This is a genomic window from Brevibacterium daeguense (genome assembly GCF_021729135.1).
Lineage (GTDB): Bacteria > Actinomycetota > Actinomycetes > Actinomycetales > Brevibacteriaceae > Brevibacterium > Brevibacterium daeguense.
In genome coordinates this window covers 18,902-38,013 of the sequence record NZ_JAJTWW010000009.1, presented here as the reverse complement: position 1 = coordinate 38,013, position 19,112 = coordinate 18,902, and the positions used below count along the sequence as shown (strand labels likewise).

Below are 19,112 nucleotides of genomic sequence, written 5' to 3'. Positions count from 1 at the left end.
GGAGGGTCTCGCACAGCGCTCACCCGAGCACTAACGCAATGAGTTTCGCGGTAATGTGTCCGCATGGACGACGGTCGAACGATGCAGCGCCCCGGCGGGCGCTCCGCCCGGGTGCGCGCCGCGGTGCACGCCGCGGCGCTCGAGCTGCTGGAGAAGCACCAGTGGGAGGAGTTGAGCGTCCCCTTGGTGGCAGAGGCATCCGGGGTGCACCAAGCCACGATCTACCGGCGCTGGGGCACCATGTCCGGTCTGCTGACCGACGTGGTCAACGAGTGGTCGGCCACGACCGCGGCACTGCCCGACACCGGTTCCCTGCGCGAGGACCTCCGGCTGTACGCCGCGGCCGTCGCCGAGCCCCTGGCAGACCACCTCGTCCCCCTCATCCTGCGTGCCGTGGTCCTTGAGATGCGCCCCGGTGAGCCGCGGGAGACGTCGGCGGCGTTCGTCGAGCGCAGTCGGCAGCTCCAGGTGATGCTCGACCGGGCCGAGGCCCGAGGCGAAGCCGTGCCGACTCTTGAGCAGCTTCTCGAGATCGTCGTAGCACCGCTGTACTTCTACGCGCTCTTCACCGAGCCCATGTCCGTGGCCGATTCCTCGCGGCTCGTCGATCGCCTACTCGACGTCGTGGAGAACTCCGAGCAGAGAAGCACCTGACGACGACTCCGACCCAGACCGCCATTGCGGTGGACTCAGGGAGGTCCGGCACCGAGGGCGGTGTACGCCGTGGGGCGCTGCGCCGCCAGCAGAGCCCGCGGCGGCTCACCGGAATAGCGGACCACCTCCCGGGTGAAGTGGCTCTGGTCGGCATACCCGTGCGCGGCCGCGAGTTCGGCCAGCGCCCCTCGGCCGAGATCGGCCGTCGCGCGCTCGAACCGAACTATGCCCGAGGCGGCCTTGGGTGACAATCCGATCTGATCCCGGAAACGGGTCGCCACGTAGCGATGGCTCCACCCAGTCTGATTGACCAGGTTGTCGATCCGGGCACGGCCTCCGGAGCGGCAGATCCGGTTCCACAGCCAGGCCACGACCGGCTCCGCCTCGGGACCTGCATCGAGGGCCGAGAGCAGGGCCTGCTCTACCGCGCCGATCCGGCCGGCCCACGTCGCGGTCTCCGCGAGGCGCTCGGGCAGCGAGCCGCCGAGGAACGGGGCGGCTGCGTCCAGGCTGGTCACGCGCCGTGCGAGGTCCTGCCCCGGAAGGCCGAGCAGACGATAGGCGCCCAGCGGGGTCAGGTAGACCTGCACGCAGCGCTGGGTGCCGACGAAGCGCGTGGTCGCATGGCCGGGCATGAATCCGGCGATGAACGAGGAGTAGCGGCCCGTCCCCTCGCCGTCTGAAAGGCTGACGACCTCCAGGGGATCACCGAACGACACGACCAGGGGCAGCAGGCTGCCGGCCGGCTGGCGTCGTTCGACGGGATCGTCGGCAAGCTCGGACAGGCCGACAATCCCCGCCACCAGCCCGGCCAGGCTGGGGTGCGGACGGTGCCGCACCAGCTCCGGGATCGCCATGCATCCAGTATCGCCGGTCAGATTTGTTCAAGCCACAGCCGGAGTCCGGAACAGAGCATGGAGAGCAGGCGACACGAATGGAGTGAGGATCATGAGCAAGCTGGTAGCCGTGGAGTTCCTGAGCGTCGACGGCGTGATGCAGGGGCTGGGCTCCCCCGACGAGGACCGGGACGGCGGCTTCGACCACGGCGGCTGGGGCGCTCCGTACGGAGACGTCATGCACGAGGTCGTGGATCCGGCAGGCCTGAGTGCGACCTCGGCGTACCTGTTCGGGCGTCGGACCTACGAGAAGCTGGCCGCCTTCTGGCCGTTCCAGTCGGACGACAACCCGATGGCGGCCAGCCTGAACTCCTCGCCCAAGCACGTCGCCACGCGCACCCGCCCGGCGCTGGACTGGACTGGGGCCGTGCCGCTGCACGGTGAGCTGGCCGAGGCGGTGCGCAGACTGAAGACCGCGACCGGCGGAGACATGGTGATCCTCGGCAGCGGCAACGTTCTCCGCCAGCTGCTGACGGCCGGACTCATCGATGAGCTGCGGCTGTTCATCCACCCCCTGCTGCTCGGCACCGGCAAGCGGCTGTTCGGCGACGTGCCGGCACCCCGGGCGCTGCGGCTCGTGAGCACCGCCACGACCAGCAAGGGCACCCTGGCAGCCGTGTACGCACTGGACTGACAGCGCAGGGGTGGGCGGAGCCGGAAACTGGCGGCGCGCTGGCCACCACCAACACCGAGCAGCAGCGCCGACACCGGGCCGTTCACGATGGAGCAGATGAGTGCCGACGCGGCTGCTGTCATCGAATCCGTCGCTGGAGAGCCGGCGCACCTGGTCGGCTACAGCGCCGGAGGGATCGTGGCCGCCCTCGTGGCGATCCGCCGGCCCGAGCTCGTGCATTCACTGATCATCATCAGCTCCGCATTGCGGGCCGACGACTGGATCGTCCGCCCGCAGACCCCCGCGAACGACGCTGCAGACGCCGGGTACCCGGCCGTCATCGTGGACCGGTACGCCCGACTGTCCCCCGACGGCCGCGAGCACTTCCCCGTCATCGTCCGCAAGGTCGCCGAGCTGGCCGCCCACGATGTCGCGCCCACGGACGCCCTGACCTCCTACCCGGGCCGAGCGCTGATCGTGACCGCCGACGACTTCGTCACCCTGGAGAGTCAGATCGCGCTCTACCGCTCGCTGCCATGTGGTGAGCTGGCCGTGGTCCCGGGAACGTCCCACCTGCTCCTGCTCGAAAAGCCCCGACAGGTGACATCCCTTGTTCGAGACTTCCTGGAGAACGCTCCCCCGGTACTGTTCGCGCCGATCGGCCGGGCCGGGTCATGACGCGCGCACAGCCCGGGACTCGGCCAGCCTGCGCACCGCGCGCTTGACCATCGGCACTGCGACCGTCACGGCAATCAAGCCGAGGGTGACCCAGACTGCCTGGCGCTCGATCAGCAGGACGACGTCGACAGCCCCCTGGCCGAGGGCATAGCCCAAGCCCGCCACCAGTGCGGTCGTGCCGAAGGCGCCCAGCGCGTCGAGCACCAGGAATGTCCGGAGCCGCATGCCGGTCCAGCCGGCCAGCATGGTCATGACCACGCCGGGGACGCCTGGCAGTGGGGCCGCGAGGACCGCCAGGCGCAGCAGCCAGGGATTGAGGTGCCGGCCCCGCTCCGTGAGGCGATCGGCATTCTCCCGGGTGGTGAAATAACCGATGAGGCCCGGCCCCCACCGTCGTCCGGCCCACCACGTCAGCCAGTCGAACTTCATGATGCCCACGCTGCCGGCGACGACGACCAGCCACAGGGGCACCTCGCCGATCCGGGCAAACGCGGCCGCCGCACCGATCTCGGCCAGTCCGCCGCTGAGGAACTCGAGCAGCACCGGGTTCGACGCGATCAGGAAGGGCCTGATCATCCGCATCACGAACCCGAGGGCGATCACGACGCCGATGGCCACCATCAGCGCCCCATCGGCCCCCGTGGCCCGGCCGCTCCACGGCACCCACCGTCGCCACCCCAGTAATGCCACGGCTGTATCACGCATGGCCGTTCCTCCTTTCATGGGTCGTTGATCACGTGGTACGACTGCGGCACGCACGCGTGGGTCGAGGAGAGGCGAGAGATCAGTCATCCGGCGATGGCCAGCACGATGGCCGCGACCCCGAACGGGATGTCGAGCAGAAAGCAGAACTCGGCCAGCGACCGCGGGACCACAGTGTTGCGCCGCCAGTGCACGTAATCCCACACAGCATGACTGGCTAGTGCGACGCCGGCCACGGCAAGGCCCAAGCGCGGAGAGACCAGCACGGCGACGACGGCCAGGCCGCCGAAGGCGAGCATCGCCAGCCCCTGAGCGGTGAGGGGGCGGATCTGGGCCCGCCGCAGCACGCCGACCACCGCCAGCAGAGCCGCGAAGCCTGTCAGGCCCATCCACCAGGGGATGCCGGACAGCTCGCTGCCGATGACCACGGCCGATGCGACCGGGATCCCGGCCCAGGCGACCCACGGCCGGCCCAGCGCGGCGGCGGCCAGGTAGCAGCTGGCCGCCGCCGTCACCGTGATGGCCACCGAATCAGCGGTGACTCCGGTGATGATCTGGAACATCGCAGCCGTCAGCCCCAACGCCGCGGGCCAGTATCCCCACGCCGGCCGCCGGACACGGGCAGCTGCTGCACGCTCGGCGGCCACGGCCGTCGAGGGATTCATCGATGTCATGGCACATCCTCAATTGTGGTAACGCGAGGTTCTTCGCATCAACGACAGTACGCTCGCATAGCTCCTATTGCAAGAGAAATTGCGTTAAGGTTGGTTGTCTCGCCCCGTAGCTCGGATCCGATACTCTGGCGAAGGTTGTGGCGGGGTCGGGTGAGGTGCTCATCCATCTCTCCTTCTGGACTCCGTGCTCGTCGACTATGAAGGACGTCTGTGCTCGCACCCGTTCGACGCCGCCCGTTGACAGCGTTCTTCGTAATCGCCTACCTCGGTTCGTGGATCCTCTGGAGCCCGTGGTGGCTCTCCCAGAGCGGCGTCGGCCTTCTCCCGTTCGAGCTTCCGCTCTCGGCTGTCGCCGGTATCAACCAACTCGGGCTGTTCGCCGGCCCCTTCGCCTCGGCGCTCGTGGTCACCCGGGTCACGGAGGGCCGGGACGGGCTCAAGCAGCTCTTCCGACGCATGGTGCAATGGCGCGCCCGGCCGTTCTGGTACTTCCTCGCCCTGGTCCTGATTCCGGCGGTGACCGGCATCGGCTACCTTGTTCTTCCCGGCACGACCCTCGTCCTCGAAGACGGCGCTTTCGCGGTCCTCGGCCTACTGGCCACCACCTATCTCATCTATCTTCTCGGGGGGCCGGTGCAGGAGGAACCGGGTTGGAGGGGTTTCGCCCTTCCCCGTCTCCAAGCGCGGCTTCGCCCAGTGATGGCGGCGGTCGTGCTCGGCCTCATCCACTGCTTCTGGCATGCGCCGCTGTTCCTCACCGCCGAGTGGGACACCGCACGCCACGAGCCGAGCCAGTTCCTCGCCTACCTCGTGCTGATCGTCAGCATGTCGATCGTCATGTCGTGGCTGTTCAACGGCTCAGGCGGCTCGGTGCTGCTGGCAATCCTCGGGCACAACAGCGTCAACTGGGCACTGTTCGCCACCGCAGCTCTCACCGGTCGAACTGTCGAGAGCAACTGGCCGGCCGCCCTCGGACTTGCAGTGCTGGCGATCGTCACGATCGCCGCCACGAAGGGACGACTCGGGTACCGACCACTTCCCACGATCAGTGGTCAGGAAGCGAGGGGAAGATGACACAGCCACTGGAGCTCGACTATCCCTTCACTGGTCGGTGGCGGGTCCGAAACAGTCCGGCGAACCGGATTCCGAGCCACGGCACGACCCTCTTCGGCCTGTCGTACGCGATTGATTTCGTCCCGGTGGATGAGAACGGACGCTCCGCACCTTTCACCCCGGGGTCATTCATCCGCCCCGAGCCGCCAACGACATTCGTCGGCTTTGGACGCGTGATCACCTCGCCCGTCGACGGCGAGGTCGTGGGACTGCACGACACGGAACCCGATCACGATTCCTACCGCGGATTACCCTCCGTGCGCTATGCACTCACTCAGCGACAGCGCCTCAGGCGGGGGTGGCTCAACGTCATCGGGAATCACGTTCTGATCGAGACCGCCATCAGCCCCGGCACCAGAGTCGTGGTCGCCCTCTGCCACTTGCAGCAGGCGAGTGTCGCGGTGAAGGCGGGCCAATCGCTTCGCCGCGGTGACCGGATCGGCCTGTGCGGAAACTCGGGCAACAGCACGGAACCCCATCTTCACATGCACGCCGTTGACGGGCGTGACCTCATCCGCGCCAACGCCGTCCCGATCACCTTCGAGGGCAGCCTCCCCCGCAACAACGCGATCGTCGACGCAGGTCTGGAAAACCCGTAACCGGCAGGTGACGCCTTCCCCGCCCAGCGGGAGTACTTCGAAGAACAGGCACGCTGAAGAGATCGCGTCAGCGGGTCACCGGGCTGCTGCGGTCCCAGAATGATCGGAGTCGCAGCGCGAGCTCCTCGGGAACCTGCATCGGCAGGGAGTGAGTGGTCGACGGCCACACGTCCACGGTCGCGTCGGCGAGCGTTCGCGCGCGTGCTGCCGCCCGCTCGCCGCCGGCGAGTGAGCGATCGCCCGCGATCGCGACGTAGACCGGCATGGTCAGCCGCTCGAGGTGTGTGCGGGAGAGCGGGCGCGGTGTCGGGAGTCCGCTGCTGTCGTAGTGCTGTGCACCGGCGGAGATCATCTCACCGACAGGGGTTCGTGCCCGGACGTCCGCGACATCCACCCCGCCGATCTTCGCCAGAGCGTGCTCCCGCCAGCTCTTGGGGCCGATGATCGCCAGCGTCGCCCACAGGAAGGTCGCAGCCGGGGGCCGGCGGAGGACGAAGGCCGGTTCGAGGAGCGCGAGTGTCGCCACGCGTTCCGGGTGGTGGACCGCATGCACCGCCGCGGTCGCCGCGCCGAAGGAGTGGCCGACCGTGTGGACTCGGTCGACGCCCAGGCGCTGGAATGCTTCCTCGATCCAGATCGCCTGGTCCGCGAAGGCAGTCAGCGGTGCGGACTGCTCCGAGAGCCCGGCATCCCCGACGGCATCCATCACATAGACGGTCCGCCCGGCGCGGAGAATGCTCGCCAGGTTGTCTGCCCACATCGGCGCGCCGGCGCTGCGCCCGGGGATGAGCGCAACGGGCACTGCCTCGCTGTCCGCACCCGTCCAGCGATAGCCGTGGACGGAGCCGAGAGACGTCCGGACATCGAAGCTGTCCGAAGGAGTCGGGAGTGTCGCCACCGCGGCCCGGTACGCCCGGATGTACGCCGCGCGCCCGTCCGGGCCTCGAAAGCGCCCGACCTTCTTGCCCATCCCTGATCAGCTCCACTCGCCTCGACCCTGTGCGCCCCAGCGCTGCCCCGAGCACGGCTGCAGCTCGACGGCGGGCGCTTCAACCACCTTCGCATAGGCTGGGCTCAGAAAACCTGTGGCACCACCGGCCGAAAAGGAACGGGCATGGCAGACAGCTCCGCACCGGGCTCCCAGCAGAAGAACGACGGCGACCCGAAGACCGACCCCTCCCAGCAGCGCCCATGGCGCACGGAGGGAATGCCCGTCCAGGACCAGCCTCCGCAGGGTCCCAGCTGGTGGCGGATCCTCATGTGGTTCCTGCTCGGGTGGTTCATCTTCTTCCTGCTCACAACCTTCCAGGACGAGATCGCCTCCCCGGTGGCCACGGTGCCGTACACCGAGTTCACCGCTCAGGTCGAAGCCGACAACGTCGAGGAGGTGTTCTCTCGCGGCAACACGATTCAGGGCGTGCTGAAGGAGGCCTCCGACAATCCCGATCCCGACGTGGAGGGGACCTACGAGCAGTTCACCACCGAACGACCGCTGTTCGCACAGGACGATCTGCTCGCCGAGCTCGAAGAGGGCGGCGCGCAGGTCAGTGCGCAGCCGGTCACCCAGGAGCGCGGCTGGTTCGCCAACCTGCTGATCGCTCTCCTGCCGATCGTGCTGCTGGTGGGCTTCTGGATCTGGATCATCCGCCGCCAGGCCAAGGCCATGGGCGGGATGATGGGCGGAATGGGCGGCAAGAAGAAGACGAGCCGGGTCGATCCCGCAGAGGTGCGAGTCGACTTCGACGACGTCGCCGGCATCGACGAGGTCGAGGACCAGCTCAAGGAGATCGTCGACTACCTGAAGAACCCGGAGAAGTACCAGAAGCTGGGTGCCCGGGCTCCCAAGGGCGTGCTGCTGGAAGGTCAGCCCGGCACGGGCAAGACGCTGCTCGCGCGCGCCACCGCCGGTGAGGCGGGCGTCCCGTTCTTCTCCGCCAGCGCCTCGGAATTCATCGAGATGATCGTCGGCGTGGGCGCCTCGCGCGTGCGGGAGCTGTTCGAGGAGGCGCGCAAGGCCGCGCCCTCGATCATCTTCATCGACGAGATCGACACCATCGGCCGGTCCCGGTCCGGCGCCCGCGTACAGGGCGGGAACGACGAGCGCGAGCAGACTCTCAACCAGATCCTCACCGAGATGGACGGCTTCTCCGGAAGCGAGGGCGTGGTGCTGCTGGCTGCGACGAACCGGGCCGACGTGCTCGACCCGGCACTGACCCGCGCGGGCCGGTTCGATCGGAAGATCACGGTCTCCCCTCCCGATCAGAAGGGACGCGAGCAGATCCTCGAGGTGCACACCCGCGATGTGCCGCTGGCCGAGGACGTCGATCTCCGGCAGGTCTCCCTCACCACCCCCGGCGCGACCGGCGCGGATCTCGCCAATCTCGTCAACGAGGCGGCCCTGCTGGCTGCTCGCGAAGGCCGCGACGCCGTCACCAACCGCGACTTCGCCCAGTCGCTGGAGCAGATTCAGCTCGGCGCCGAGCGCGGGATCGTGCTGCCGGAGGAGGAGCGGATGCGCACGGCCTACCACGAGGCCGGCCACGCCCTGCTCGGGATGCTCCAGCCGGGAGCGGACCCCGTCCGCAAGATCTCGATCATCCCGCGCGGCCGCGCGCTCGGCGTCACCCTGTCGACTCCCGACACGGACCGCTACGGCTACGACTACGAGTACCTGCGCGGACGGATCATCGGCGCGCTCGGCGGCATGGCCGCCGAGGAGGAGATCTACGGGGTCATCACCACCGGAGCGGAGTCCGACCTGCAGACCTCCACCGCGATCGCGCGCCAGATGGTCGGCCGCTGGGGCATGTCCGAGGCGATCGGTCCCGTGCAGGTTTACCCGCAGGACGGAGACCCGCGCCAGGCGGGCGCCTCGGACGAGCTGCTGGCCGCAGTCGACAGGGAGGTCCGCCGTCTCGTCGCCGAATGCTACACCGAGGCGCTTCGACTGCTGGGCGAGCACCGCGACCGGCTCGACTCCATCGTGGATGCGCTGATGGAGCACGAGAGCCTGGACGAGGCACAGGTGTATGCGGCTGCCGGGGTCGAGCGCTCGGGTCCCCGAGTGCAGCTGGTCGGCGCCCGTCCCGGCTCCCCAGGTCACGGCACCGGCTCCCCCGAGCACGGCACCGGCTCCCGTGAGCACAGCACCGGCGGCTGATCAGCTGCTGCGGGCGTAGAGCCCGAGCATCTCCCACAGCCGCGTGTACTTGCCGAAGGCCCGCTGTGCCCCCTCCTCGTCATCGACGTTGAGGCAGTCGACCCAGTCGGAGACGAGTTCGGCACCGGTGTCCGGCCAGATCACCTCACTCATCCCGCCGAGATCGAGCTCGAGGATCGAGTTCATGTCGAAGACGTCGAGCCACTCGGAGAACATCTCGGTGGATTCGACGACGCTGGTCAGCCGCGACTTCTCCTTGATGATCTCGAGAGCCCAGTCGACCCGGGCCGAGGCGGTCAGGATGGGTGTGCGAATCCTGATCCGGAAGCCGTCCTCGCCCGACTCGTCGCTGATGACCTGGTCCTGCTGGGGATCGATCGCCAGCCACCACACCGGGGACACGTCCCACGCCGAGGTGCGGGTGAAGACGCGAGTGTCCGGATCCTCCTGCAGCCACTCCACCCGGTGGGCGGCCGCACGCCGTCGAGCTGCCTTCGGCACCACCATGTCGAGCTCGTGGCGCGTGCTGTTCTCGATGAGCGCCTCGAGGGCGTGCCAGCTGCGGATGTCGTCCTGCGCAGGGCACACGCGGTCGAAGGAGTCGCCGCTGTCCGCGGCGGACATGAAGATGGGCGTGCCCCGATAGGAGTCCGCAACCGGATCCGGCGGGATGCTGATCAGCCGGGAATCGGCGTCCGCGTGGACCAGCTTCATGATCGTCTCCCGGTTCTCGCTCACCGGGTACCCGGAGAGCTCCGGATGCACCACGAGAGGCTCGAAGATCCGAAGCAGAACCTCGAAGTCGCGCTGATAAGCCATTCCCCCACCCTATGCGAGAAAGCACCTGTGATCGCTCTCCGAACCGTCTCGTTCGCCGTCCGCAAAATGGCACATCCCGACGCAACGGGGTAAGCTCCTGGCGTATAGAAGAGAACCCAGGATGCCGGGGCCCCGAATAGCCACGCCCTGGACCGACGACAGAGGGGGTCGACACCTGTGGGTCGCGGCCGCGCTAAGGCGAAGCAGATCAAGGTTGCCCGGAAGCTCAAGTACTACAGCCCGGCAACCGACTTGAGCAAGCTCCAGCAGGAGCTCGGCAGCTCATCCCCCGTCAGTGAGGGTGGCTACGCCGAGGACGACGATGAGGATCCTGACTACTCGGAGTACGCCTCCAAGTACAACAGCATCGATGACTACGAGGACGACAGCCGACGCTGACGTCGCCCCACGAGCAGTCATCGAAAGCTTCACAGGCCCTGCGCTGATGCGCAGGGCCTGATCTTTCTGCCGGCGAGGGCCGCCGCTCGTCGATGAGCCGGGGTCTCAGTCGATGAGCAGCGCGGCGCCGCCGTCCACGCCCTTGGCGCCCTGCACGTAATCCGGGTCCGAGGCGCGGGTCCGGTCGTCGGCGGACAGCTCGCCCAGCACCCAGGCACCGTCGGCAGCGGCGAGCACGCCGTCGACCGCTGACCGGTCGACGACCAGCACCATGCCGACACCGAGGTTCCAGGTCCGCTCGCGATCGGCACGCGGCACTCCCCCGAGCTCGCCGAGGACATCGAACACCGGCGGCACCGTCCAGCTCGACCGGCGCATGGTGGCGAGCACACCCTGAGGCAGCACCCGGGCGATGTTGGCCGACAGGCCTCCCCCGGTGACATGCGAGATCGCGTGGACCGCCTCGGGATGCTGCTCCAGCAGGCCGAGCAGCGCTCTGGTGTAGACGGTGGTCGGCACCAGGATCTCCTCGCCGAGGGTGCGACCGAACTCGGGCACCTCGCGCTCGAGCTCCCAGCCGGCGTCGGCGATGATGCGGCGGACCAGCGAATAGCCGTTCGAGTGCAACCCGGAGGAGGGCAGACCGATGAGCACGTCCGAAGTCGTGACCCGGTGGGCGCCGAGCACCTGGTCGGCCTCGACGACGCCGGTGGCGGCACCGGCGACATCGTATTCATCGACCCCCAGCAGGCCGGGGTGCTCGGCGGTCTCCCCGCCGATCAGGGCGACTCCGGCGCCGGCGCACGCCTCGGCGATGCCGCGGACGATGTCGGCGATCCGCTCCGGCACCACGCGGCCGCAGGCGATGTAGTCGGTCATGAAGAGCGGCCTCGCGCCGCTGACCACGATGTCGTCGACGACCATGCCGACGAGATCATGGCCGATCGTGTGATGGATGTCGAGGGCCTGCGCGATCGCGACCTTGGTGCCGACCCCGTCGGTGGACGTCGCGAGCTGCGGATGCCGGTAGTCCTTGAGGAAAGCGGCGTCGAAGAGCCCGACGAAGCCGCCGAACCCGCCGACGACATTCGGTCCGTGGGTGGCGGCGACCGCGGCCTTCATGAGCTCGACCGCCCGGTCACCGGCCTCGACGTCGACTCCGGCGGCCGCGTAGGTGGTGCCGCCGCCGGCATGCTGACCCACGACCTGACCGGCGTCCTGACCCACGACCTGACCCGCGTCCTCTGCAGCGCCCTGACCTGGCGTCGACTCCTCCGGCGATCGGGTCATCTCAGCAGGTCCTTTCGGCGGCGGGGTCATCGGGGATCCGGATCGGGTACTTCCCGGAGAAGCACGCGGTGCACAGCTGGGACGGATCCTGCCTGGTGGCCTCGATCATCCCGTCCAGCGAGATGTAGCCGAGCGAATCCGCGCCCAGGGACTGGCAGATCTCGTCGGTGCTGAGCCCGTTGGCGATGAGTTCGGCACGGGTGGCGAAGTCGATGCCGTAGAAGCACGGCCACTTCACCGGCGGGGAGGAGATCCTGATGTGGATCTCCTTGGCCCCGGCCTCGCGCAGCATCCGGACCAGTGCGCGCTGGGTGTTGCCGCGCACGATCGAGTCGTCGACGACCACCAGCCGCTTGCCGCGGATGTTGTCCTTGACCGGATTGAGCTTGAGGCGGATGCCCAGCTGCCGCAGCGTCTGCGAGGGCTGGATGAAGGTGCGTCCGACGTAGGCGTTCTTCATGAGGCCCTGCCCGAAGGGGATCCCGGATTCCTCCGCGTAGCCGACTGCGGCCGGTGTGCCGGACTCCGGGGTCGCGATCACGAGGTCGGCGTCGACGGGGTGCTCCCGGGCCAGCACGCGGCCCATCTCGGTGCGCGCGGAGTGCACGGTCCGCCCGGCCAGGACGCTGTCGGGCCGGGCGAGGTAGACGTACTCGAAGACGCAGCGGGCCTGCTCCGGCTCCGCGAAGGTGTAGGAGCGCAGGCCCTCCTCGCTGATGGCGATGAGCTCGCCGGGCTGGACCTCCCGCACGAAGGAGGCGCCGACGATGTCGAGGGCCGCGGTCTCGCTGGCGACGACCCACCCGCGCTCCAGGCGGCCGAGTGCGAGCGGCCGCACACCGTGCCGGTCGCGGGCGGCGTAGAGGGTGTGCTCGTCCATGAAGACGAAGGAGAACGCGCCTTCGAGCTTGGGAAACAGCTCGAGCGCGATCTCGGTGAGATTCTCCCCCTCACCCGAGGACAGCAGCTCGTTGACGAGCGAGGTGTCGTTCGAGGAGTCCCGGTACGGGCGCGTCCGGTGGGTCTTCTGGGTGGTCTGCCGGACGAGCTGGGCGCGGATGTCGTGCCGTTCGTCCGCGAGCGCCTGCAGCTCCCCGAAGTTCGTCAGGTTGCCGTTGTGGGCCAGCGCCACCGTGCCGAAGGGCGTGGGGCCGAGGGTCGGCTGGGCGTTCTCCCAGGTGGACGACCCGGTGGTGGAGTAGCGGGTGTGGCCGACCGCCAGGTGTCCGGGCAGCGTCTCCAGGTCGGACTCGTTGAACACCTGGGACACGAGGCCCATCTCGCGGTACACGATGATCTGGTCACCGTTGCTCGCTGCGATGCCGGCCGACTCCTGTCCGCGGTGCTGCAACGCGTAGAGGCCGAAGTAGACGAGCTTCGACACTTCCTCGCCCGGGGCCCAGACCCCGAACACTCCGCATTCGTCCTGCGGCTTCTTGTCCTGGGGGTCGGTGTCATGGGTCAGGAGTCCATCTGCACGTGCCACGTCGTCATTCTCCCATATCGCGATGGGTGCCCGAGGCGGTCGCCGGGCCACCCTGGTCCGGTCCGGTTCCGGCAGCGGGCGCCTCGGGGGCGACCCTGTCCGGATGAGCCGGGTCCACGGCGGCGGCATTGTCCGGCTGAGCCGGGTCCGCAGGCGCCGCGGCGGGGCGGTGCCGGCGCACCTCCCGGTATTCGGCGGCGACTCGGTACGTCGTGGCCTTCTTGATGCTGCGGCGGTCGAGGATCAGCGCGACGATGGCGCCGAGGAATCCGCCGACGATCCCGAGCACCACCATGATCAGCCAGACGGCAGAACCACGATTGAACTGCTGGGTGAGCTCGCTGGTGTCGACCGGCAGCAGGCCCAGGATGCCGCCTGCCACCATTCCCAGGACGATCCCGACGACGATGAATGCCGGATACTTGGGACTCCGCCTCACGGCGACGTCGATGGTGTCCTTCATGAACTCCCCTGCGCTGCTGTCATGTGCCCGACCAGTGTAGGTCACCGGCCGGGCAGCGCCTCTCAGCCTTCGGGCCGCAGGACGACTCGGCTCACGAAGCACCACAGGGCCGGGCCGCGCGGGCAGCGGATTCAGAGCTTGATGGCCACCGTCTTGGTCTGGGTGTACTCGTCGAACGCCTCGATCGATTTCTCGCGACCGTACCCGGACTTCTTGAAGCCGCCGAACGGCAGCTCCACCCCACCGCCGGCGCCGTAGGTGTTGACGAAGACCTGTCCGGCCTCGATCTCGGCCGCCACCCGGTGCGCGCGGCTGAGGTTCTGCGTCCAGACCGCCGACACGAGCCCGTAGTCGGTGCCGTTGGCGAGTGCCACGGCCTCGTCGTCGTCGTCCGCGAAGGGGGTGGCGACGACGACGGGACCGAAGACCTCTTCACGGGCGATCTCCGAGGAGGGATCGACGTTGTTGACGAGGGTCGGGGCGAAGAATGCGCCCCCGGCCAGCTCTGCCGCCAGCCCGTCGGGCTGCGTTCCGCCGGTCACGACCTCGCCGCCGTCGAGCCGATCGAGGAAGCCGGAGACCCGGTCGAGCTGCTTGGCCGACACGAGCGGGCCGAGCGTCGGATCATCGGTGCCCCGTCCCACCGTGACGGAGCTGAACGCGGCCGCCATCTTCTCGACCACCTCGGCGTGCACGTCCCGGTGGACGATGAGCCGAGAGCCCGCCGAGCAGGTCTGCCCGGCGTTCTGCAGGATCGACCGCACCAGGCTGGGGATGGCCGCGTCGATGTCGGCGTCGGCGAACACCACATTGGCGGACTTGCCGCCGAGCTCGAGGACCGTGGGAACCACGCGGTCGGCGGCCGCGTGCGCGATCAGCGAGCCGGTGCCGGTGGACCCGACGAAGCCGAGGTGCGCGATGCCGGGATGCTTGGCCACCGCATCGCCCGCCTCGGCGCCGAGTCCGGTGATGACGTTGAAGGCTCCTGCCGGGAAGCCCGCCTGATCGATGAGCTCGGCAAGCCGGACGGTGGTCCGCGGAGTCTCGTCGGCGGGCTTGGCGACTGCGCAGTTGCCGGTCGCCAGCGAGGTGGCGGCTGCCCGTCCGATGAGCTGCAGCGGGTAGTTCCACGCCACGATGTGGCCCGTCACGCCATAGGGCTCGCGGCGGGTGTAGACGTGCATGTCGTCGCCGAGGGGGATGGCGCTGCCGTAGTAGGACTCGATGGTGTGCCCGTAGAACTCGAAGTAGCGTGCGCAGACGTCGACGTCGGCGTAGGCCTGGCTCAGCGGCTTGCCGGTGTCCTGGCTCTCCATCACGGCCAGCCGCTCGCGATCGGCGCGGATCAGCCGGGCGACCTCGACGAGCAGCCGGGACCGCTGCTCCGGGGAGGACCTGCGCCACTCCCGCTGCGCCCCCGCGGCTGCCGTCACCGCACGGTCCACCTCGTCGGCGTTCGCCCGCGACACCTGGCCGATCGGCCGATTGGTCGCCGGATCGATGTTCTCGTACGTGTGCAGGGACGGGACGTGGCGGCCGCCGATGAAGGAGGAGGTCTGGGTCATCTGAGCACTCATGCCCACCATTGTCGTCCCCCGGGCCGACCCCGGGCAATCGAGTACCCGCATCGTGGACGGCAGAGCACCGGGCCGGGGCGAACGCTCCCCCGGAATCCGGCCTGAGCCTACCCCGTCCCGGGGTCGCCTCAGGCCTCGAACAGCTGCTCGGCGGAGAACAGCGGCGTCACCTCGTCGAGCTGGGCGCGCGTGCCCGAGGCGAGGACCCGACCGGCCTCGACCGCCTCGGCGAACGCCGTCTGCCCGGTCGCGATCTCCAGCCACGTCTCCGGGTCGGACTCGACGACGTTGGGCGGGGTGCCGCGGGTGTGCCGGGGACCCGCGATGCACTGGGTGACCCCGAACGGCGGGACCCGCACCTCGACGGAATTGCCCTCGTTGCGCGCGGCCAGCTCCTCGAGCGTGTAGCGGACGGCCGTCGCCACCGCCGAGCGGTCGACCGGTGCCGCGCCGGCGCGGCGGGCGTGCACCCACGCGGCGAGCGCCTCGCGCCCCCTGTCCTCGTTGATCCTGCGTCGGATGCTCATGCGGTCACCGTCCTGCCGCAGGCCGCCAGCAGCCCGGCACCGGCCCGCAGACTGCCGACGACCTTGTCCGATCCGTCCGCCCGCACCCCGCCGGTGACCTGGGGCTCGATCGCGGCGAGCACCGGGAGGATCTGCTCCGCGGGCACCGCCCCGGCGGCGGCGAGCAGTTCGAGGGCTGCCAGCGTGGTGGGCCGGTTGGAGCCGTCGAGGCATTTGACCGCGACTGCCCAGCCGTCGGTCGTGCCCATCACCATGACGCCTTCGGCGCCGAACTTGGCGAGAATGCCGAGGCGTTCGATCGTCACCGAGTTGGGCCGGCCGTGGCCGTCGATCGCCCACGGATGGGCGAGTACCGCCTCCGTGAGGATGCGCGCGGACTCCGAGGCGCCCGCCGCCACCCGGCCGATGCCCCGGGCCAGCCGGGTCAGTGGCAGCGCGTGGACGGGAGCCCCGCACCCGTCGACCCCGACGTGGACCGAGGGCGCCCCGCAGAACTCCTCGACAGTGGCGGCCACCTGCTGCTGCACCTCGGACTCGGGGTCCAGATAGCGGTCGGTGCCCCAGCCGTTGCGGGCGGCCGCGAGCAGGAAGGCGGTGTGCTTGCCGGAGCAGTTGAAGTGCAGCGGCGAGCGCTCCATCCCGCGGCTGCGGGCGCGGATCCGGTTCTCCCGATCGGCCGGCGGCACGGACGGGCACTGCAGGTCGGCGACGGTCAAACCGCCGGACTCCAGCATCCGGGACACGATCTCGACGTGCCCTGCCTCCGCCCGGTGCGAGGCGGTGGCGAGCACGGCCTCCTCGCCGCGCAGCTCGACGCCGAGTTCCATGCAGGCGATCGCCTGCAGCGGCTTGAGGCAGGAGCGCGCGTAGACCGGTTCGCTCGGGGCGCCGACCGCGATGACCGGCTGCCCGTCCGGGTCGGTGACGACGGCGGAGCCCAGGTGGCGGGATTCGATGAACCCGGAGCGCTCGACGATGGCCAGTTCGGCCGCGTCGGCGGCGCGGAACGTTCCGCCGGCAACGCGGAGGGTCCTGGCAGCGGCGCGGAGGGTCTCGGGGTGCGGATCGCTCATGCGCCAACCCTACCGATGTGCGTGGACCGAGGGCATCGGCCGAGGGAAGGGAACCCGAGGGCATGGGGGCCGGGGGCGACGGCATGGGGCCGGGAGCGTGGGCGTACTACTCTTGAGGGCGTGAAGGTACTCGTCATCGGGCCGGGCGCCCGCGAACATGCCCTGGCCGCAGCTCTGTCCCGCGACCCGCAGGTCGACGCCGTGATCGCCGCCCCGGGCAACCCGGGCATCGGACTGATCTGCGAGACCCGCCCCCTCGACAGCACGGACCCGCAGGCCGCGGTCGCGCTCGCCGAGGAGCTCGACGTCGACCTCGTCGTCGTCGGGCCCGAGGCGCCGCTCGTCGCGGGAGTCGCCGACGCCCTGCGCGCCGCGTCCTTCCCCGTGTTCGGCCCCGGCCAGGAGGCCGCGACCCTGGAGGGGTCGAAGGCCTACGCCAAGGAGGTCATGGAGGCCGCCGGCGTTCCGACCGCGGAGGCCGTTGCCGCGACGACCGCCGACGAGGCCGCAGCCGCGCTCGACCGGTTCGGCGCCCCCTACGTCGTCAAGGCCGACGGCCTGGCCGCCGGCAAGGGTGTGGTCGTCACCGACGACCGCGCCGCCGCTCTGGCCCACGCCGAATCCTGCCTGAGCGTGTCGGACCGCGTCGTCATCGAGGACTACCTGGACGGTCCCGAGGTCTCCCTCTTCGTGCTCTGCGACGGCACCACCGCCGTGCCGCTGGAGCCCGCCCAGGACTTCAAGCGGATCGGCGACGGGGACTCGGGCCCCAACACCGGCGGCATGGGCGCCTACTCGCCGCTGCCGTGGGCGCCCGCCGGCATGGTCGAGCAGATCGTCACGCGGGTGGCCCAGCCCGTTGTCGACGAGATGGCCCGCCGCGGCTCGCCGTTCATCGGGCTGCTCTACTGCGGCCTGGCGCTGACCTCGCGGGGCTTGCGCGTCATCGAGTTCAACGTCCGGTTCGGCGACCCGGAGACGCAGTCGGTGCTCGCCCGCCTGCAGTCCCCGCTGGCCCAGGTGCTGCTCGCCGCCGCCGAGGGGCGCCTCGGCGACTTCCCGGCCCTCGAATGGTCCGAGGACGCCTCCGTGACCGTGGTGATGGCTGCGCAGAATTACCCCGAGGCGCCCCGCACGGGCGATCCGATCGCCGGCCTCGAGGAGGCCGGGGCGCTCGAGGGCGTGATGATCCTGCACGCCGGGACAACCTCCTCCCCGGACGGGGAGATGATCACGGCCGGCGGCCGGGTGCTGTCGGTGGTCGCGACCGGACCGAGCCTCGCGGACGCTCGCGACCGCGCCTACGAGGCCGTGTCCCTGATCTCCTGGGACGGCGAGCAGCACCGGACGGACATCGCACGGGGCGCCGCCGAGGGAGCGGTCGTCGTCCCCGGCCAGCAGACGAAGGAGCGCTCATGACCGAATCGGCACGGCCCCGCCCCGCCGAGTACGACCTGCCCGACTGGACCCACGCGTATTCGGGGAAGGTCCGCGACATCTACCTCCCCGCCGGGGCCGAATCCTTCGAGGAGGCCGACCGGATCCTCATGGTCGCCTCCGACCGGATCTCCGCGTACGACCATGTGCTCGACACCGAGATCCCCGACAAGGGCGTGATCCTCACCGGGCTCACGATGTGGTGGTTCGACCAGCTCTCCGACGTCGTCGGCAGTCATGTCGCCAGCACGGATGTGCCCTCCGCGGTCGCCGGGCGCGGCATGATCTGCACGCCGCTGCGGATGTTCCCGATCGAGTGCGTGGCCCGCGGATACCTCACCGGTTCGGGGCTCGCCGACTACCGGAACACGGGCTCGGTGTGCAGCGTCCGGCTGCCGGCCGGGCTGGGCGAGGCCGACCGGCTCACCCCGCCCATCTACACCCCCGCCCGCAAGGCCGAGGTCGGCGAGCACGACGAGAACATCAGCTTCGAGAACACCGTTGACATGCTCGGCGCCGAGGACGCCGAACGGCTGCGCGAGCTGACGCTGACGATCTACACCCGCGCCGAGGAGATCGCCCGGGAGCGCGGCATCATCCTCGCGGACACGAAGTTCGAGTTCGGGCGCGATCGGAGCGGGTCGATCCTGCTCGCCGACGAGGTGCTCACCCCGGACTCCTCCCGATTCTGGGATGCGGCCTCCTATGCCCCCGGCAAGGTCCAGGCGAGCTTCGACAAGCAGTTCGTCCGCGACTGGCTGAGCTCGGACGCCTCCGGCTGGGACAAGCACTCCGAGGACGTTCCCCCGGCCCTGCCGGACGAGATCGTGGAGAGGACCCGCGACCGCTATGTCGAGGCCTTCGAGCGGATCACGGGTGAGAAGTTCCCGCTGTGAATGCCGAGCCTGTGAGTGCCCGGCTGTGAGCGACGCGCTGTCCATGCCGAGCTTGT

20 protein-coding genes are annotated in these 19,112 nt (G+C 69.6%); 9 read left to right on the top strand and 11 right to left on the bottom strand.

Features of this window, described 5'->3' with window-relative positions; all coding sequences use genetic code 11:
• The first annotated feature begins 63 nt into the window (after positions 1–63).
• Positions 64–654, top strand: a complete 591-nt coding sequence (locus tag LXN01_RS09015; protein WP_236864338.1) for a TetR/AcrR family transcriptional regulator — start codon at positions 64–66, stop codon at positions 652–654.
• Between the two features lie 35 nt (positions 655–689).
• On the opposite strand, the gene LXN01_RS09010 is transcribed toward LXN01_RS09015, so the two are convergent.
• Complete coding sequence (locus LXN01_RS09010; protein WP_236864337.1) at positions 690–1,511, bottom strand: helix-turn-helix domain-containing protein; 822 nt, start codon at positions 1,509–1,511, stop codon at positions 690–692.
• Positions 1,512–1,602: 91 nt separating this feature from the next.
• On the opposite strand from LXN01_RS09010, the gene LXN01_RS09005 reads away from it, so the two are divergent.
• On the top strand, positions 1,603–2,184 hold the full coding sequence (locus LXN01_RS09005; protein WP_236864336.1) for a dihydrofolate reductase family protein: 582 nt from the start codon (positions 1,603–1,605) through the stop codon (positions 2,182–2,184).
• Between the two features lie 27 nt (positions 2,185–2,211).
• Complete coding sequence (locus tag LXN01_RS09000) at positions 2,212–2,841, top strand: alpha/beta fold hydrolase (RefSeq protein WP_272902359.1); 630 nt, start codon at positions 2,212–2,214, stop codon at positions 2,839–2,841.
• On the opposite strand, the gene LXN01_RS08995 is transcribed toward LXN01_RS09000, so the two are convergent.
• Both LXN01_RS08995 and LXN01_RS08990 read right to left on the bottom strand, forming a co-directional pair.
• On the bottom strand, positions 2,836–3,546 hold the full coding sequence (locus LXN01_RS08995; protein ID WP_236864334.1) for a DedA family protein: 711 nt from the start codon (positions 3,544–3,546) through the stop codon (positions 2,836–2,838). The two genes, LXN01_RS09000 and LXN01_RS08995, sit on opposite strands and share 6 nt — an antisense overlap.
• Positions 3,547–3,629: 83 nt before the next feature.
• Positions 3,630–4,217 carry a hypothetical protein gene (locus LXN01_RS08990; protein WP_236864333.1) on the bottom strand — a complete coding sequence of 196 codons (588 nt, stop codon included), beginning with the start codon at positions 4,215–4,217 and terminating at the stop codon, positions 3,630–3,632.
• Positions 4,218–4,427: 210 nt separating this feature from the next.
• Between LXN01_RS08990 and LXN01_RS08985 the strand changes: the two genes are divergently transcribed.
• Both LXN01_RS08985 and LXN01_RS08980 read left to right on the top strand, forming a co-directional pair.
• Entirely contained in the window at positions 4,428–5,291 is an 864-nt protein-coding gene (locus LXN01_RS08985) for a CPBP family intramembrane glutamic endopeptidase (protein WP_236864332.1), read from the top strand.
• Complete coding sequence (locus LXN01_RS08980; RefSeq protein WP_236864331.1) at positions 5,288–5,929, top strand: M23 family metallopeptidase; 642 nt, start codon at positions 5,288–5,290, stop codon at positions 5,927–5,929. The genes LXN01_RS08985 and LXN01_RS08980 overlap by 4 nt, the downstream gene beginning before the upstream one ends.
• Before the next feature lie 67 nt (positions 5,930–5,996).
• Here the strand turns inward: LXN01_RS08980 and LXN01_RS08975 are convergent, their stop codons facing one another.
• Positions 5,997–6,899 carry an alpha/beta fold hydrolase gene (locus LXN01_RS08975; RefSeq protein ID WP_236864330.1) on the bottom strand — a complete coding sequence of 301 codons (903 nt, stop codon included), beginning with the start codon at positions 6,897–6,899 and terminating at the stop codon, positions 5,997–5,999.
• A gap of 144 nt (positions 6,900–7,043) precedes the next feature.
• Between LXN01_RS08975 and ftsH the strand changes: the two genes are divergently transcribed.
• Positions 7,044–9,089 (top strand): ATP-dependent zinc metalloprotease FtsH, encoded by a 2,046-nt coding sequence (gene ftsH / locus LXN01_RS08970; protein WP_236864329.1) that lies wholly within the window; start codon positions 7,044–7,046, stop codon positions 9,087–9,089.
• Here the strand turns inward: ftsH and LXN01_RS08965 are convergent, their stop codons facing one another.
• A complete protein-coding gene (locus LXN01_RS08965; RefSeq protein WP_236864328.1) occupies positions 9,090–9,908 on the bottom strand; it encodes a DUF8083 family protein in 819 nt (272 codons plus the stop codon).
• A gap of 177 nt (positions 9,909–10,085) precedes the next feature.
• On the opposite strand from LXN01_RS08965, the gene LXN01_RS08960 reads away from it, so the two are divergent.
• Positions 10,086–10,307 carry a DUF3073 family protein gene (locus LXN01_RS08960; protein WP_236864327.1) on the top strand — a complete coding sequence of 74 codons (222 nt, stop codon included), beginning with the start codon at positions 10,086–10,088 and terminating at the stop codon, positions 10,305–10,307.
• 105 nt (positions 10,308–10,412) lie between these two features.
• Here LXN01_RS08960 and purM read toward each other — a convergent pair whose 3' ends face one another.
• The 6 genes from purM to LXN01_RS08930 all read right to left on the bottom strand — a co-directional run bounded on the left by purM (position 10,413) and on the right by LXN01_RS08930 (position 16,723).
• Positions 10,413–11,597 carry a phosphoribosylformylglycinamidine cyclo-ligase gene (gene purM / locus LXN01_RS08955; protein WP_236864326.1) on the bottom strand — a complete coding sequence of 395 codons (1,185 nt, stop codon included), beginning with the start codon at positions 11,595–11,597 and terminating at the stop codon, positions 10,413–10,415.
• A 1-nt stretch (position 11,598) separates the two neighbouring features.
• Positions 11,599–13,083 carry an amidophosphoribosyltransferase gene (purF, locus tag LXN01_RS08950; protein ID WP_236864325.1) on the bottom strand — a complete coding sequence of 495 codons (1,485 nt, stop codon included), beginning with the start codon at positions 13,081–13,083 and terminating at the stop codon, positions 11,599–11,601.
• Positions 13,084–13,087: 4 nt separating this feature from the next.
• Positions 13,088–13,546, bottom strand: a complete 459-nt coding sequence (locus tag LXN01_RS08945) for a hypothetical protein (protein ID WP_236864324.1) — start codon at positions 13,544–13,546, stop codon at positions 13,088–13,090.
• 131 nt (positions 13,547–13,677) lie between these two features.
• Positions 13,678–15,123 (bottom strand): aldehyde dehydrogenase family protein, encoded by a 1,446-nt coding sequence (locus tag LXN01_RS08940; protein ID WP_236864323.1) that lies wholly within the window; start codon positions 15,121–15,123, stop codon positions 13,678–13,680.
• 128 nt (positions 15,124–15,251) lie between these two features.
• The gene (locus LXN01_RS08935) at positions 15,252–15,650 is read right to left on the bottom strand and encodes a sterol carrier family protein (protein ID WP_236864322.1); all 399 of its coding nucleotides are present in this window, start codon (positions 15,648–15,650) and stop codon (positions 15,252–15,254) included.
• Positions 15,647–16,723 carry an asparaginase gene (locus LXN01_RS08930; protein ID WP_236864321.1) on the bottom strand — a complete coding sequence of 359 codons (1,077 nt, stop codon included), beginning with the start codon at positions 16,721–16,723 and terminating at the stop codon, positions 15,647–15,649. The genes LXN01_RS08935 and LXN01_RS08930 overlap by 4 nt, the downstream gene beginning before the upstream one ends.
• 120 nt (positions 16,724–16,843) lie before the next feature.
• On the opposite strand from LXN01_RS08930, the gene purD reads away from it, so the two are divergent.
• Both purD and LXN01_RS08920 read left to right on the top strand, forming a co-directional pair.
• Positions 16,844–18,142 (top strand): phosphoribosylamine--glycine ligase, encoded by a 1,299-nt coding sequence (gene purD / locus LXN01_RS08925; RefSeq protein ID WP_236864320.1) that lies wholly within the window; start codon positions 16,844–16,846, stop codon positions 18,140–18,142.
• Positions 18,139–19,056 (top strand): phosphoribosylaminoimidazolesuccinocarboxamide synthase, encoded by a 918-nt coding sequence (locus LXN01_RS08920; RefSeq protein WP_236864319.1) that lies wholly within the window; start codon positions 18,139–18,141, stop codon positions 19,054–19,056. Before purD ends, LXN01_RS08920 begins: the two co-directional genes overlap by 4 nt.
• Positions 19,057–19,112 lie beyond the last annotated feature (56 nt).